This is a genomic window from Paenibacillus sp. FSL H8-0282, from assembly GCF_037963825.1.
Classification (GTDB): domain Bacteria; phylum Bacillota; class Bacilli; order Paenibacillales; family Paenibacillaceae; genus Paenibacillus_AQ; species Paenibacillus_AQ odorifer.
In genome coordinates, this window is the sequence record NZ_CP150146.1 from 2128903 (window position 1) to 2144956 (window position 16054).

Genomic DNA, 16054 nt, shown 5'->3' on the forward strand with positions numbered 1-16054 from the left:
GTGTGTTCAAAGATTTATTTCAGAAGAAACGGAAGTACGCGACTATTCCTTCAGAACGTCTGGAGCGGAGCGGCGGGCCTGCGGAAGGCGAACGCCCCAAACGTGAAATCCCTGAAGGATTAATGAGCAAATGTAATAAATGCGGAACGATCCAGTATAGTAAGGAATTAGAGAAGAACCTAAAGGTATGTCCTAATTGTGGTCACCACTTGCGCCTAAATGCTGTGGAGCGTATTGCAATGACATTAGACCCTGAGGGCTTTATTGAGTTTGACAGTGAAATGTATTCTATCGACCCGCTGAAATTTCCGGGTTACGCTTCCAAAGTGGAGCAACAGCAGCTGAAATCTGGACAAACTGAAGCCGTAATTACGGGTCAGGGCTCCATTGGTGGCCATCCAGTCATCGTAGCTGTGATGAATTTTGAATTTTTCTCAGGCAGTATGGGCTCTGTAGTAGGGGAGAAGATCACCCGTGCGATAGAAGAGGCCACAGAGCAACAGCTTCCACTCCTTATTTTCTCTACTTCTGGTGGAGCGAGAATGCAGGAGAGTATTCTTAGTCTAATGCAAATGGCGAAGACCAGCGCTGCGCTGGCTCGATTTAACGAGGTTGGAGGTCTTTACATCTCGATTATTACGGATCCTACTACCGGTGGAGTATCTGCGAGTTTTGCCAGCCTTGGTGATATAATTATTGCAGAGCCTGGAGCGGTATTTGGTTTCGCAGGACGTATAGTCATTGAGCAGACTATTCGCCAGAAGCTTCCGGATGATTTCCAGACCGCTGAATTTAATCTTCAGCATGGGTTGCTTGATATGGTCGTGCACCGCAAAGAAATGCGCGCTACATTGACTAAAATTTTGGAGCTGCATGACGTGAAAGGGGGATTTTAGGTTGGCAGGAGAGTTGCCTTTTGAAATGCCTCTGGTAGAAATGCGCAAGAAGATTGCTGAACTGAAGCAGTTTGGCGAAGAGAAGGGTATTGATTTTACGGACGAGGTAGCTAGGCTGGAAGAACGATACCGTGTGCTGGAGGAAGAGATATATTCTAATATTTCTCCTTCGCAAAAAATGCATTTGGCTAGACATCAAGGACGTCCGACTTCCCTTGATCTTATGGGGCAGATCTTCACAGATTTTATTGAGCTCCACGGTGATCGGATGTTTGGGGATGATCTTGCTATTGTAGGCGGCATCGGTAAACTAAATGGGTTGCCGGTTACAGTTATTGGCCAGCAGCGCGGTAAAGACACCAAAGAGAATATTTTACGATTCTTCGGCAGTGCACACCCTGAGGGCTTCCGTAAAGCGCTGCGTCTGATGCAGCAAGCGGACAAGTTCAAACGTCCCATTATTACCTTCGTGGATACGAAAGGTGCATACCCAGGCAACACAGCCGAGGAAAGAGGTCAATCCGAAGCGATTGCCCGCAATTTACGCGAGATGTCTCAGTTTGGTGTCCCTGTAATCTGTGTGGTCATCGGTGAAGGCGGAAGCGGTGGCGCCCTGGCATTGGCGGTTGGAAATAGAGTGCTCATGCTGGAACATGCCATTTATTCGGCGATATCTCCTAACGGAGCGGCCTCTATTCTGTGGAAGGATGCTTCGAAGGCTGATCAAGCGGCAGAAGCCATGAAGATAACGGCTGCTGATCTGCTTGAGATGGAAGTTATAGAAGAGATCGTACCAGAGCCTAAAGGCGGCGCTCATCGGGATTACGAAGCAACAGCAGCGGCGATTAAGGATGCATTATGGCGGCATCTGCAGGAGCTAACCCAGATGAACTCAGTGGAATTGAAGGATGATCGATACCGTAAATTCCGTAAAATTGGTGAGTTTGCAGAGGCTCAGCAGGAACAAATTTTTATTGAAGAAGAAGTGAAGTCAGAAGTGTAAAAGTTCAAAATCATTTGCACTTTAAGACATATAGCTATACTTAGTGGGTCTTTTGGATATAGTGTAAAATATACAATTTATTGGAATTAAAATAATCTCGATCCACTAACGGGATTATTTTAATTTTTTTTATGTTTACAGAAAATTCGACTTAAAGTTACACTCAAAAGTGCCTACAACATTGATTTTGTGTCTGGTTTGCAGTAATATTCATAAGGGCGTACTTAAAGGCACATGTGACAAAGTTCCTATTTTATTAGTTAGCCTTGTAGTAGATTTTGTAGTTGGAAAAAGTGAGACAGAGAGAACGAAAAAACGGAGGAAAACCTAATGCGGAAAAGTAAAATTGTATGTACGATCGGACCTGCGAGTGAATCGTTGGAGAATATCAAAAAATTGATTTTGGCTGGTATGAATGTGGCCCGTCTGAATTTCTCCCACGGCGATTTCGAAGAGCACGGTGCTCGGATCAATACGATCCGTCAAGCATCTAAGGAACTGAACAAAACAGTTGCTATCCTGCTCGATACTAAAGGACCGGAGATTCGCACAGGCAAGTTGGAAGTAGAACCGATTGAACTTGTTCAGGACGAGTACCTGACACTGACTACGGAAGAGATCCTTGGTAATCAAGATCGTATTTCCATCACGTACAGCGAGCTTCCTAACGATGTTCAAGTAGGATCCACCATCCTTATTGATGACGGTCTGATTGGTTTGACAGTTGTCGACATTCAAGGTACAGAAATCAAGACCCGTATTGTAAACGGTGGTACGATTAAGAGCAAGAAAGGCGTTAACGTACCAGGAGTAAACATCTCCTTGCCGGGTATTACGGAAAAAGACACCAACGATATTCTTTTTGGTATCGAACAGGACATCGATTTTATCGCCGCTTCCTTCGTTCGCAAAGCTAGCGACGTTCAGGAAATTCGTGAGCTGCTTGAGAAAAACAACGCTTCTCACATCCAAATCATTTCCAAAATCGAAAACCAACAAGGTGTTGACAACCTTGATGAAATTTTAGAAGCTTCTGACGGCCTGATGGTTGCTCGTGGTGACCTTGGTGTTGAAATCCCAGCTGAAGATGTACCTTTGGCTCAAAAATTGATGATTCAAAAATGTAACGTTGCTGGTAAACCAGTAATCACAGCTACACAAATGTTGGATTCCATGCAACGCAACCCACGTCCTACTCGCGCTGAAGCAAGTGACGTAGCAAACGCTATTTTAGATGGTACAGATGCAATCATGCTTTCCGGAGAAACTGCTGCTGGTAAATATCCAGTAGAATCCGTACTTACAATGTCCCGCATTGCTGAGAAAGCGGAATCCGCTCTGAACCACCATGAAATCTTCATGAAACAACAAACTGCACAAGAAACTACAGTTACAGAAGCAATCAGCCAATCCGTTGCAATTTCTGCTTTGGATCTGAACGCTAAGGCTATCATTTCTTCGACTGTAACAGGTCATACTGCACGCGTTGTTTCTAAATACCGTCCTAAAGCACCAATCATTGCCGTTACAACACAAGAAAGAACTATGCGTCAATTGTCCCTCGTTTGGGGCGTAACGCCAGTGTTCGGACAAGTTGCATCTTCCACAGATGAGCTGCTGGAAACAGCAATCAAAGGTGGTAAGGATTCCGGTCTGGTTCAAACTGGTGACCTAGTTGTGATTACTGCAGGAATTCCACTTGGACGTTCTGGTTCCACTAACTTGGTAAAAGTAAGCACAATCGAGTAGTTCTCGATTGGCTTCACCTGTTTAACAGGTTCCATAAAGCTTAATTAAAGGGTTGTCTCAACTGTAGTGAAAATCTACAAGCGAGGCAGCCCTTTTTTTCGTGTTTATCAACATATTCGATTGAAGATTATGTTAAATCCATTTATGCTGTTAGTAACAAATCTTGAATGATAGGTTCGAGTATTTTTATTTGGGGTATGTTCGTTTGACAGTAAAAGAATCCCCACGATGGTTTGGACAAGAAGGAACGGCGATAGTAGCGTTATTTTGCACCATGATTCCTCCCATATTGAGAGTGAGCCTCGGACTTTTGCCATTAATTCGACAGCAATAGAAGCAAGTAGGGGAGACACGCGCCAGCTTTGCGATCGAGCCGTCTACCTCGGGAGCCTCCATAATCCATTCACCAGAGGTTTGTGGTCCGGTATATCGCTGTAATGTTCGAAAAATCCAATTTCGGCTCAAATTGCGGAGCGTAATCGTCCATTTGTTGCGGCCTACCTTCGTGATGTTCGCTTTTATATGGTCTCCAGGGCTCACTGGAAGGGGAATTACCGTTTCGACATCAGGAAGGATTTCCCACCAAGCGTAATACCGGGCACGGCCATTTACGAATTCATGGCCTGTACCCGTTTGGATCAGGCTGCTGTTCTTGAAACCGTCAATACCAATCCAAGCAGAGGAATAGGAAGGTTTAGAGGTTGGTTTTACATATGGAACGATCCATTCACCGGCAATGCGGTTAAAAGCCCCCTTTTTTCCAGTGATCGTATATCCGCTCCAGTTTGTTGAAGACCAGCCGAAGCCGGAGCTTTGAAATTTGTTCGAATTAGATTTGTCTTTTAGACATGGATGATTGACCCGATTAGAATTTTGCTTATTATTCAACTTGTCCACCGCCTTTATAGTACTGCTATATTAAATGCGGTGATTACATAGGAAGTACGGGTGTTCTGCTAAAATATAAGAGAGTGCAATGCTTGATTAAGAAGCTGGAGAGGATTTGTAGCTTAAAATGGAAAAATTATCGAAGCTGCGTGGCTTTTATCTGTTTTTAGGATTGGCCGGCGGTTCATTTGGCTCATATCTAACGCTGCTGCTTGTCCACAATGGACTTGATAGCGGGCAGATAGGTATACTAATGGCAACAGGCACGCTAATTGCGATCACGATTCAGCCAATATGGGGAATTGTCTCGGATCGGTATAATCAGACGCGTTTGGTACTAATCCTAAGTGTGGCGATACCGGCTTTATTAGCCGTCTTTTACCGTTCGGAATATTTTATAGTGTTACTGCTGGTGTATACCCTCTCTACAATCTTTTCCTCGACACAGGCGCCTATAGCCGATTCTTACGCGATTTCAGCGGCGAAGAGGGCTGGGGCTACTTATGGCAGCATAAGGCTTATGATGAGCATTGGAGCGGCTGTGGGAGCCTATTTAGGCGGATTGTATGTATCGTCCTTCTCTGTATCCACGATATGGCTGCCCTTTCTTATGTTTAATCTGATTGCGGTTCTTATTGCATTGACGCTGCCGAAGCAGGCAGAAGAGAATCATATGATGCGGCAATCGTTTTCTCAGGGGGTTAAAAAGCTGCTGGGGAATCGGGTGTTCCTAGCGTTTTTGGGTGGCAGTTTTCTTGTGAACCAGACGATGACTGCTTTTGGAACCTACTTCGTCATTGCGTTTCAGTCGGTTGGAGGTTCAACTCGTTATGCAGGAATTGCGCTTTTCCTCGCATCTGTAACGAACGTGCCCTCCATGCTGTTTGCTTCCAAGGTAATCAAAAAGCTGGGGCGCGAGCGGACGCTGCTCCTTGGCGCACTTATTTATGTCTTGCGGTGGGGTATTCAGGTGGCTTTCCCTTATCCATCCGTAATGATTGGAGTGCAGGTACTGCATGGTCTGTCATTCGGGTTCTTTTATATTGCTGCCGTTGAATATGTATCTCAGATCACCTCTAACGAGATGCAGGCGACTGGGCAAAGTGTTTTTAATATGGTGTTCTCGGGTTTTGCCGGTGTTGTTGGCAATTTATTAAATGGATTCTTGCTCAATCAAGGCGGCGTAGAAGTGATGAACCTGTCTTGTATGTTGAGTTCAATTGCAGGAGCGATGCTGCTATTTTATGTCGCCAGAAGCTCCCGAAGCAAACTATCGACGACAAAGCTATCTTCAGACGGGGCCCGGGCCTAAGCTCTCCCTGCTGCCTATGCCGAAAGGAGTATTTATAAATGGAATTACAGCAAGACGGCTTGCGAAGCCGGTGGTATGAGTCTACCCTGCGTGTTCGATACCAGGAAAGTGATCAGATGGGCGTAGTGTATCATGCGAATTATTTGAACTGGTTTGAGTCTGGCCGTACGGAGTTGTTACGTCAGCTTGGCTTTACTTATCGTGAGCTTGAGAATCAGGGAGTGCTGCTGCCTGTTACCTCAGCCGATTTGCAATTTAAAAGTCCGGCGCGATATGATGATCTTATCTCCGTGTATGCGCGAATGACTACCTTTTCGGCGTTAAGAGTCGCATTTGAGTATCAGGTGCGGAGGCTCTCGGAAGCAGAAGGTAGGAATTTAGAGGGTTCAGCGGCTACTTTGGGACAATTGCGGTCGATGGACCTCCCCGGGGAACTGCTGGTTACCGGCTCGACAAATCATGTTTGGGTGAATCGAGAATGGAAGCCTGCCAGGCTGGATAGAGCCCTTCCGGAGCTGTTTCACGCGATTAAAGGAGCGCTGCGGGAAGAAAGGGGTTCTGTATGATTAGAAGCAAATGGTTGTGGGCTGCATTATTTATCATTCCTGCCGTGGAATTATTCGGCTTTATCTTTGTAGCAGATCAACTTGGAGCATTCAAAACGCTGCTGCTTATGTTGACGACCTCGGTTATCGGACTATTGATGATGCGTTTCGAAGGGAATAAAGTGCTGCAAGACAGCAGAACACATATGCAGGAGGGACGCGTTCCTGGCCGGACGATGCTGGATGGCCTATGCATTTTTTTCGGTGGCTTACTGCTGATCTTACCTGGCTTCATAACGGATATTGTAGGTTTCTCCTTGGTGTTTCCGTTGACTCGGCCTTTGTATCGTATATTTTTGCTGAAGTGGATTGAGAAAAAGATGAAAAACGGCACCTTCACCTTTTACCGCCGCTAGTCATCATCAAAACAAAAACAGAGCGGGCCCCTGTCATTGATAGGAGCCCGCTCTGTTTTGCTATTCCAAGAATTGTAGGGTATTGTTTATTATCTTAGTCTTCCGCTGACAATATAGCTGTGTAATGCGTGAAATACACCTGCTCGGTTAAAGGCTACAAGAATAACTAGAATAACGGGACCGATGATCAGCCCAAGCATACCGAACAGCTGCAAACCTGCAAACATACCGACCAGCATAGCAAGGGGATCAAGCCCAATGCTGCTGGCGAGCACTTTCGGCTCAAGCACTTGGCGGGTTACAAGGATAACGGCATATAGGATAGTAAGTCCGATCCCCAGTGCCAGATTGTCTGTCATGTAAGAGTATAACGCCCAAGGAATCATTACGATTCCAACCCCTAAATAAGGCAACAGATCCACAAAACCAATCATTAAGCCAATAGCGAAAGCAGATTTTACACCCAAGAGCAGCAACCCGATCACGACAATGACCGCTGTAATGGAGATCAGGATTAGCTGAGCCCGGAGATAGCCGAAGAGAGCTTTTCGCAGATCCCGCCAGATACCCGATACCGGCTTTAAGAATGGGGCTGGCAGCCAGCCTGTGAGTTTGGCATTATGTCTTTCCCAGCTAGTACTAATAAAAAAGGCAGCGAGAACGACCACGATAAGAATTGTACCCATACTGGGTAGAGCGGAGATCAGCTTTAAGATCACATTAAAAAATCCGGTCACCACTTGCGTAACTGCGTAACCAACGGTTTCCGTTGTTCTGCTGATATTGCTGTCAATGGTGGCGTGATAGTCAGGATTGTCGCGGTAGAACTGATTTATCTGGTTAATGATATTCTGTATGCTTGCATTCTGGCTCAAGGACAGCAGAAGCTCTCTCCATTGGTCCGTATGAAGATTAAAGGTCTGCAGCAGCACGATCAATTCTTTCACTAGCCTTGTAATCATCGCGGTCAGTACTAGTGCGGTTCCGCCTATGTAAAATAGCAGCGAGAGCGACACCGCCAGCCACGCTGGGAGCTTAAGGCCTTTAAGAATCAACACTAGTGGATGCATGATATAAGCGAGCAACCAAGCGAGCAGGAGGGGGTATAACAGCGGAAGCAATAAATAGATTGCCAGCAGGAGGATAGAGGTAGCCAGAACGACCCACAGGCCGCGCAGCAGTCTTTTTAATGCTAATCGGTCCATACGAAGATCTACACCTCCTTCATTCCTGCGGATGCAGGGGAATAAAAGCTCGTCTTCATATATATTCATAGAACCTATTTAAAGACTAGGAAACGGGATAAATATTGGGCTGAACCGGATGCTATAAACTAAAATCTCAACTGTGAATCAAGGGTTTAGAAGTTTTTTTCTATCTCTGTGATAAAATCATTTGATGCGCTGCAAAGCTTCCACATTGTTCACATAACCGACAAAATCCAGTATGATGAATAAAGATTCGATTACGAAAGTCAGACAACATCCTCGCCGGATATGTCCTTGAACTGCACTCCTTAGATTTTTCAATGCTTTAAATTGGAAATGTTTACATGAAACCGAGAATGCTTTTTATACCTTGTTGGCAAAGGAGAGATATGCTATGACAGCTACCAAAGGCTTGGAAGGTATCGTTGCAACAACTTCATCCATTAGCTCTATTGTGGATGGGGTACTCACTTACCGTGGTTATGATATTGATGATCTCGCAGAAAATGCTACCTTCGAAGAAACCGCTTATTTATTGTGGTTTGGCAGTCTACCAACAACACCAGAGCTGGAAGCGCTCAAACGGGATTTCAGTGCTTTCGCACGGATTCCTGAGCCAGTCATCGAGCAAATGAAGCTCTATCCAAAAGACACCAACACCATGGCAGCATTGCGGACTGCTGTATCAAGCCTTGCTCTCTATGATGAAGCGGCTGACGATATGAGTAGAGAAGCTAACGAGATTAAAGCAGTAAAACTACAGGCACAGCTCCCGACGGTTGTGGCGGCCCTATCGCGTATTCGCAAAGGTCTGGAACCTGTGGCTCCTAAAGAAGGCGTCTCGATTGCCGAGAACTTCCTGTATATGTTATGGGGAAAAGAGCCTGACAGTGTATCTGTTAAAGCGCTTGATACCGCACTTGTGCTTCATGCGGACCATGAGCTGAATGCTTCAACTTTTGCAGGCAGAGTTACGGTTGCAACCTTGTCCGATATTTATTCCGGCGTGACCTCCGCTATCGGCGCACTAAAGGGTCCACTTCACGGTGGGGCGAATGAAGCCGTTATGAAGATGCTTGAAGAGATCGGAAGTTTGGAAGCGGTTGAACCTTATATTCGTAAGAAGCTGGATAACCGCGAGAAGATCATGGGCTTCGGCCATAGAGTATACAAAAATGGTGATCCACGTGCTAAACACCTGATGAAAATGTCACTTGAACTTGGCACAATGAAAAATGATACTACGCTGTATGATATGTCCGTAAATATCGAGGAATTGATTACCGGACAAAAGGGACTTAAACCGAATGTTGATTTCTATTCGGCATCAGTTTATACACAGCTGGGTATTGAACGTGAGCTGTTCACTCCTATCTTTGCAATTAGCCGGACTTCAGGCTGGACTGCACATATTCTGGAGCAATATACAGATAACCGTATTATCCGGCCACGTGCAGAATACACAGGTATGATTGAACAGAAATACGTTCCAGTAGACGAAAGATAGAAGGGCAGCCTTGCGGGCTGCTCCTAAAGTTTAGTAGAATGAACCCTAGAATATATGCAATAATGCATATTCATACGTAGAGAGTTTTGTTCGAGGCTTGTCCATGAGAAATTAAATCCCACAAAACTTTAGGAGGAATACACTCAAATGTTGAAATTAGAAAAATTCGATCTGCCAACAGAAGGCGAACAAATCACAATTAAAGATGGTAAACTGCAGGTTCCTAATCATCCAATCATTCCTTTTATCGAGGGTGACGGCACAGGCCGTGATATTTGGAAGGCTTCCAAACGCGTACTTGATGCAGCAGTAACTAAAGCTTATGGCGGCACAAAGCAAATCGCTTGGTACGAAGTTTTTGCTGGCGAAAAAGCCTTCAATACATATGGCGAATGGCTGCCAAATGATACTTTGGAGGCAATCCGTGAATATTTTGTAGCTATTAAAGGTCCACTTACGACTCCAATCGGAGGCGGTATTCGTTCATTGAACGTAGCTTTGCGTCAAGAGTTGGATTTGTACGTATGTCTGCGTCCAGTTCGTTATTTCGAAGGGGTTCCTTCTCCTGTTAAACGTCCTGAGCTGGTGGATATGGTTATTTTCCGTGAGAATACGGAGGATATTTATGCAGGGATTGAATATCAAGAAGGTTCTGCTGAAGTGAAGAAAGTCATCGAATTCCTGCAAAAAGAGATGGGAGTTAACAAAATCCGTTTCCCTGAAACTTCTGGTATTGGTATCAAACCAGTATCCTCCGAAGGTTCAAAACGTTTGGTACGCGCTGCTATTGAATATGCGATCAAACACGGACGCAAGAGCGTAACGCTTGTGCACAAAGGAAACATCATGAAGTTCACTGAAGGTGCCTTCAAAAACTGGGGTTATGAAGTTGCTGAGCAAGAGTTCGGAGATAAGGTCTTCACTTGGAATCAATACGATGTGATTAAAGAACGTGAAGGTGAAGCTGCTGCCAATGCTGCTCAGAAGGATGCTGAAGCTGCGGGCAAAATTATCATCAAGGATGCCATTGCGGATATCGCATTGCAACAAGTTCTGACTCGTCCGACTGATTTTGATGTTATTGCTACCTTGAACCTGAACGGGGATTACCTGTCTGACGCGCTTGCTGCGCAAATCGGCGGTATCGGTATCGCTCCTGGAGCGAACATTAACTATATTTCTGGACATGCGATTTTTGAAGCCACTCATGGCACCGCACCTAAATATGCAGACAAAGATGTTGTGAACCCTGGTTCCGTGATTCTGTCCGGCGTAATGTTGCTGGAGCATCTGGGTTGGCAGGAAGCAGCAGATCTGATTTATAAAGGTATGGAAACAGCTATTAATAACAAAACCGTGACTTATGACTTTGCCCGCCTGATGGAAGGCGCAACTGAACTGAAATGCTCTGCATTTGCCGACGAGATTATTAATCACCTCTAAGAGGCTGGCTCAACCAACTGAATATATTGAAGTTTAGCTAATACAAGCTATACCGACACCGTTCTAGGAGGAGAATCCTTGGCAATCAAACGTTATAAAATTACAGTTGTAGGTGCCGGTTTTACTGGGGCTACTACAGCTCTTATGCTTGCTCAAAAGGAGCTTGGTGACGTTGTGCTGCTTGATATCCCACAAATGGAGAACACAACCAAGGGGAAGGCACTAGATATGCTGGAAGCAGGTCCTGTACAGAAATTTGACAGTCAAATTACAGGAACCTCAAGCTATGAAGATGCTGCGGATTCAGATATTGTAATCATCACTGCAGGGATTGCCCGTAAACCTGGAATGAGTCGCGATGATCTCGTGAACACCAATGCAGGTATTGTGAAGTCGGTATGCGAGAACATAAAACGTGTAGCACCAGATTCCATCGTAATCATTCTGAGTAATCCAGTTGACGCTATGACCTATGCGGCATTTAATGCGCTGGGTTTTCCGAAGAGTCGCGTAATTGGACAATCCGGAGTGCTGGATACAGCCCGTTATAACACGTTTATTGCACAAGAGCTGAAGGTATCTGTTGAAGATGTACGTGGTTTCGTATTAGGCGGACACGGCGATGATATGGTACCGCTCGTAAGGTATTCCAGTGTCGGTGGCATTCCAATTGATACATTGATATCTGCGGATCGTATTGATGAGATTGTGCAACGTACACGTGTAGGTGGCGGAGAGATTGTTAACCTCTTAGGAAATGGTAGTGCTTATTATGCACCAGCGGCTTCTTTAGTTCAGATGGCGGAAGCTATCTTGAAGGACAAAAAACGGATCATTCCGGTTATCGCTTTGCTCGAAGGAGAATATGGCTACGATAACCTGTTCATGGGTGTTCCGGCGTTACTTGGTGCCAATGGTATCGAGAAGATTTTTGAACTGGAGCTTACAGCTGAGGAAAAAGCGGCTTTAGATAAGTCTGCTGAATCCGTGCGTAGCGTAACAGCTGTGCTAACTGTATAGATTGTGACAGAGGTATGAAGAAACCCCCATTTTGTTCACTTAAAATGGGGGTTTCCTTTTCTTCTCAAGCAATAATGGGTATAATTAAATGTAACTATTATCACAGTTAAATTGGAGGAGATATGTTATGGATTGGAACGTGTTGTTTTTCTTACATATGATCGGAACCTTGGCACTTGGCTTCTACCTTGTGCTACCCTTCATCCTAGGACGTGCAGAGAAACTGTCGTCTGGGGCTAAAGAAGGAACGTTAAGTGCAGTAACCGGATTTAATCGTTTTGCGCAGTATGGATTGGTGATCCAACTCCTTACAGGCGGTTACATGATGACCAAAGGTGATTATTCAGTAGCGTGGATGATTATTGTTGTTGTGTTACTGCTAGCGATGTTTGCGCTTGGCGGTATTATGAGCAAGCCTTTGCGTCTTGCAGCAGCTGGAATTCGTGAGAACCGCGACGTTAGCGCAGAGACTGGAAAATTGCGCACACTTAGTGCACTGCTTACGGTGTCATTGCTACTAATGGTATTCTTCATGGTGTTTAACGACATAGTTTAATCTATAGCGAATTATACCCGCCTCCGTAATGGAGAGCGGGTTTTTCGTATGTTCCGGTAATTTATCTTCATTCCGTTAATCCCTGATAGGATCCGTATAAGACTTCGGCCGGTAATTTAACGGAGAAACACCCGTCCATCGTTTGAATTGTCGGCTGAAGTGGCTCTGGGAAGCAAACCCGAGTTGTTCAGAAATCATCTGTATTTTTAAATCGGTATGAAGCAGCAAATGTTTTGACTTCTTTAATCTTAGATTAGTTATGTACTGCCTAGGAGATATCTTATATACCTTTGTAAACAACTTATGGCACTGCACCCGACTTAAGCAAAGCTGCTCAGCAATCAAATTAACCGTGAGCTCCGGCAAATGAATATTGGCTGCAATATATTTTTCGATCTGATGAGCAGTTTCCACCTCGTACAAAGAGTTTGCTTGTCGCGCTGTGTTGGAATTCTCCGAATTCGAGAGCTGTACATCAATGAGTTCAGTCAAAATCATCAGGATGATCGCTTGCAAACGAAGCCTTTCTTTTACAAGAATCATTTCTTCAATTTCCTCGGGAAATCCAGTGGAGGCCGTCGTGGCGAGAATATTGTTCTTAATAAATTCATCCAAATGTTCCAGTTGGTGATTTAATCCCGAATGCTGCATTTGCTGGTTATTCCATTTCTGTACAGCCTGAGACTGAAACCATTCACGAAACTTTAAATCGTCAATATCGAAATGAAAGGAGAGGTAGATATAGTTGCTCAGGCCAGAATTAACTACATAATGACGTAAGCCAGGCGGAATAATTAACCAATCTCCTTTACCAAAGGCAATGGAACTTCCTTCTACATATTGATGGGAGTTGCCGTCGTAGCAATACAATAGTTCGAAGATTTTGTGATGATGATCAGGGTATGCCCACCCAGGTTCTGCTACACGATAATGAACACCGATCAGCTGCAGTGTACTCATAATGTTCGGAAAGCTGACTTTGTAAGCGATAGGAGTTCTCCTCCTTAGGATCAATAGGGATGTTCTTAATTATATCAAGGATACCTATACATATGACCATTTTGCAGTGTGAGCCGTTGATCATTCCATGGTTTTCGTTACAAAAGGTCAAAAAAAAGAATGAAATCATCATTTGAATCACTTTAGAGAACAGGGATAATGGAGGGACCTAGGTAAGTATTTCGAGAAACGGAAGGAAGTGTAATGAAGTGAGAAAGCTGTGTAGGAATATACTAATCTTATCTTCTTTACTTATGGCTTCATTGACTCTTACTCACGGTACAACAGAGGCAGCCTTTATAAAAGATGGGGCAGAGAGGCAGCCTCCAACCCAAATTGCAAGCGTATACAAGTTGAATTTTACAAACCAAGTTAAAACAGGATATCAATCCGTTAGGTATGATCCTAATCACGGTGTACAATTGTATGACTCATCTTTAGGTTATGGTTTTGTTCAAGAGACCAACGCTTTACCCGCCAGAGAAGTGCACACCGACTCAATTACATCCGATGGAACAGGTTTTTTCATCACAGAACCTATTTTTTTTGCTGAACCTAAATCTGAGAAAGATAATTATAACAACTACGGAATGGCGTTTCGAATGGATGCTCCCCCTGGAACCTACAACGTATATGTAAAAACGACTTCTGACGCAGAGGATGGGATCGTGTCAGTATCAGGAATGCAGACCAGCCGCTTGTTGAAAAGTGGACATTGGGACGCTGCAAAGCTTGTACCCGTCAAGCATACGGCTGTAGCCAAAGGGAAAGAGTGGACTTATACGTATGTAAACGGCCGTGACCATATAGATATTGAGATCGAACCGAACAAAGTGAACACAGCTGTGGGGATTGAGGAGATCATACTGGAACCGATTTTGCCTCAGCATAGAGCGGCTGGAGCTCTTCCGAATTTATTTATACTTGGAGATTCCACGGTCAAGTCCTACACCTTCGACGAAGCACCAATGAGTGGTTGGGGCCAGATTATTGGCAGTATGTTTAATCAACATAAATTGAGTGTAACTAACTATTCCATGGGGGGACGCTCGTTTAAAAATGCCTATACAGAAGGTCGACTGAACGACATTTTACTGAATGGCAGCATTGGAGATTATGTGTTTATTCAATTCGGACACAATGATGAGAGCGCAGATGAGTTCAGACGTTACGGCAAAGGTTCGACAGAAGCAATGTATGAAAATTATCTTAAAGAAGTTTATCTCCCTGCGATTCAAGCCCGGGGCATGATACCAGTACTGGTAACGCCAATGTCCAGAATTAAAGGGAATGCAAGTCCGGGATATATCTATGAGAATTCTTTTAAATCAAGAAAGTTTGTAGATATTCTTAAACGGGTCGCAGATGAATCTGGAGTTACACTTATTGACCTTAACTCGGAAAGTCTGAAATATTATAACGAGATCGGTGTAGAAGCAATAACATCCCTCTTCATGTCAATTGAAGCCGGAGAAACGCCAGGCAAAACAAATGACGGAAGTTACGCTAACGGGCATCCTTCAAAGAAAGTCGATGGGACTCATTTTAAAGAAGCGCTCTCCAAACAATTTTCACGGATGATTGTCACGGAGCTTGTAGAGAAAGGTGCTACTGGCGATTCTACTGCTGCCTCCATTACTCCTTACCTTAAAGGGAACGTTAAGCATGCGGCACTAACAGGGAACTGGGGTAAGATTTTTCCGGAAATAACGAATGATACGACGACTGGGGAAGCTGCTTATTACCGTAATCAAATTGAAAAATTAATCCAGCTGGGAGTAATGGGCAAAGACCGTCAAGGGAATTTTAATCCGGATACGGAGATGACAGTTGCTGAATTCACACGCAGTATTTCTAAGTTAATGAAAGTGGAAAGATCAGATCTTGCCTATTATCCGAAAGGTAAGCTGTCACGTGAAACGATGGGTGCTATTCTCTATGACGTTTACCAAATAAAGTTTGCTAATAAACCTAAGTACATGACTGATTATAACGGCACAGCAGTAGTGCCAGGAGATCCTGGCTATGATTCGAATCTGGAGCCAGGAGCTAGAGGTGCGATGTACTATCCTCTTGTATCCTGGACGCAGCTTGTTGATACAGCGGACATTTCTCCTTATTTAATTTCAAAAGTGAAAAGTGCATATGAATTAGGACTCATTAGATCTGAAGTGGGGATTGCCAGAGGCGAAATGGTCAATGGGACAGAACTAGAACCTAAAGCTATAGTGACCCGGGAGAAAGCGGCCAAAGCTCTGTACTTTATGTGGGTGCTGGAACATGAAGTGAATGCAGAAAATCATGTTTCTTCTCAAAATAGTCAGGGTGAACAATTCAAGGCACAGCAGCGATGCTGTGTCTATTTGTATGCAGTGAATTCCTCTCCACTTACAGCAGTGTATCTCTCACGGTTGTTTATTTCTACTTTCATTGTGGTAAGTAAGATTCGTAAAGCGATTTAAGAAAATGACAAACCCAGCGTATAAACGTGCATAGTTGTGCCATCCTAAGA

14 protein-coding genes are annotated in these 16054 nt (G+C 44.4%); 11 read left to right on the top strand and 3 right to left on the bottom strand.

Annotated elements, in window-relative coordinates; genetic code table 11:
* Window positions 1-2 precede the first annotated feature (2 nt).
* From accD to pyk, 3 genes are all read left to right on the top strand, one after another.
* Window positions 3-896, top strand: a complete 894-nt coding sequence (accD, locus tag NST94_RS09105; RefSeq protein ID WP_076124903.1) for an acetyl-CoA carboxylase, carboxyltransferase subunit beta — start codon at window positions 3-5, stop codon at window positions 894-896.
* 1 nt (window position 897) lies between these two features.
* Entirely contained in the window at window positions 898-1899 is a 1002-nt protein-coding gene (locus NST94_RS09110; protein WP_036678900.1) for an acetyl-CoA carboxylase carboxyltransferase subunit alpha, read from the top strand.
* 330 nt (window positions 1900-2229) lie between these two features.
* Window positions 2230-3648 (top strand): pyruvate kinase, encoded by a 1419-nt coding sequence (gene pyk / locus NST94_RS09115; RefSeq protein ID WP_038569666.1) that lies wholly within the window; start codon window positions 2230-2232, stop codon window positions 3646-3648.
* 186 nt (window positions 3649-3834) lie between these two features.
* Here pyk and NST94_RS09120 read toward each other — a convergent pair whose 3' ends face one another.
* Window positions 3835-4536 carry a G1 family glutamic endopeptidase gene (locus tag NST94_RS09120; protein WP_076301303.1) on the bottom strand — a complete coding sequence of 234 codons (702 nt, stop codon included), beginning with the start codon at window positions 4534-4536 and terminating at the stop codon, window positions 3835-3837.
* Window positions 4537-4663: 127 nt separating this feature from the next.
* Here NST94_RS09120 and NST94_RS09125 point away from each other — a divergent pair, with 127 nt between their 5' ends.
* From NST94_RS09125 to NST94_RS09135, 3 genes are read left to right on the top strand one after another with little or no spacing between them, the layout of a single operon-like run.
* Window positions 4664-5848: an MFS transporter gene (locus tag NST94_RS09125; protein WP_036678905.1), complete on the top strand. Its 1185-nt coding sequence runs from the start codon at window positions 4664-4666 to the stop codon at window positions 5846-5848.
* Window positions 5849-5886: 38 nt separating this feature from the next.
* Window positions 5887-6414, top strand: coding sequence for a thioesterase family protein (locus NST94_RS09130; protein ID WP_038569667.1), 528 nt, complete (start codon window positions 5887-5889; stop codon window positions 6412-6414).
* On the top strand, window positions 6411-6809 hold the full coding sequence (locus tag NST94_RS09135) for an FxsA family protein (protein WP_076124906.1): 399 nt from the start codon (window positions 6411-6413) through the stop codon (window positions 6807-6809). Before NST94_RS09130 ends, NST94_RS09135 begins: the two co-directional genes overlap by 4 nt.
* 89 nt (window positions 6810-6898) lie before the next feature.
* On the opposite strand, the gene ytvI is transcribed toward NST94_RS09135, so the two are convergent.
* Window positions 6899-8014, bottom strand: a complete 1116-nt coding sequence (ytvI, locus tag NST94_RS09140) for a sporulation integral membrane protein YtvI (RefSeq protein WP_076124908.1) — start codon at window positions 8012-8014, stop codon at window positions 6899-6901.
* Window positions 8015-8411: 397 nt separating this feature from the next.
* Here ytvI and citZ point away from each other — a divergent pair, with 397 nt between their 5' ends.
* The 4 genes from citZ (at window position 8412) to NST94_RS09160 (ending at window position 12543) form a co-directional block, all read left to right on the top strand.
* Window positions 8412-9524 (top strand): citrate synthase, encoded by a 1113-nt coding sequence (gene citZ, locus NST94_RS09145; protein ID WP_036678915.1) that lies wholly within the window; start codon window positions 8412-8414, stop codon window positions 9522-9524.
* 147 nt (window positions 9525-9671) lie between these two features.
* The gene (icd, locus tag NST94_RS09150; RefSeq protein ID WP_036678918.1) at window positions 9672-10967 is read left to right on the top strand and encodes an NADP-dependent isocitrate dehydrogenase; all 1296 of its coding nucleotides are present in this window, start codon (window positions 9672-9674) and stop codon (window positions 10965-10967) included.
* Window positions 10968-11045: 78 nt separating this feature from the next.
* Window positions 11046-11987 (top strand): malate dehydrogenase, encoded by a 942-nt coding sequence (gene mdh, locus NST94_RS09155; RefSeq protein WP_076301302.1) that lies wholly within the window; start codon window positions 11046-11048, stop codon window positions 11985-11987.
* Window positions 11988-12114: 127 nt separating this feature from the next.
* Window positions 12115-12543, top strand: a complete 429-nt coding sequence (locus NST94_RS09160) for a hypothetical protein (protein ID WP_036678923.1) — start codon at window positions 12115-12117, stop codon at window positions 12541-12543.
* Window positions 12544-12618: 75 nt separating this feature from the next.
* Here the strand turns inward: NST94_RS09160 and NST94_RS09165 are convergent, their stop codons facing one another.
* On the bottom strand, window positions 12619-13503 hold the full coding sequence (locus tag NST94_RS09165; protein ID WP_143766381.1) for an AraC family transcriptional regulator: 885 nt from the start codon (window positions 13501-13503) through the stop codon (window positions 12619-12621).
* A 293-nt stretch (window positions 13504-13796) separates the two neighbouring features.
* On the opposite strand from NST94_RS09165, the gene NST94_RS09170 reads away from it, so the two are divergent.
* Window positions 13797-16004 carry a GDSL-type esterase/lipase family protein gene (locus tag NST94_RS09170; protein ID WP_256720939.1) on the top strand — a complete coding sequence of 736 codons (2208 nt, stop codon included), beginning with the start codon at window positions 13797-13799 and terminating at the stop codon, window positions 16002-16004.
* The last annotated feature ends 50 nt before the right edge of the window (window positions 16005-16054 follow it).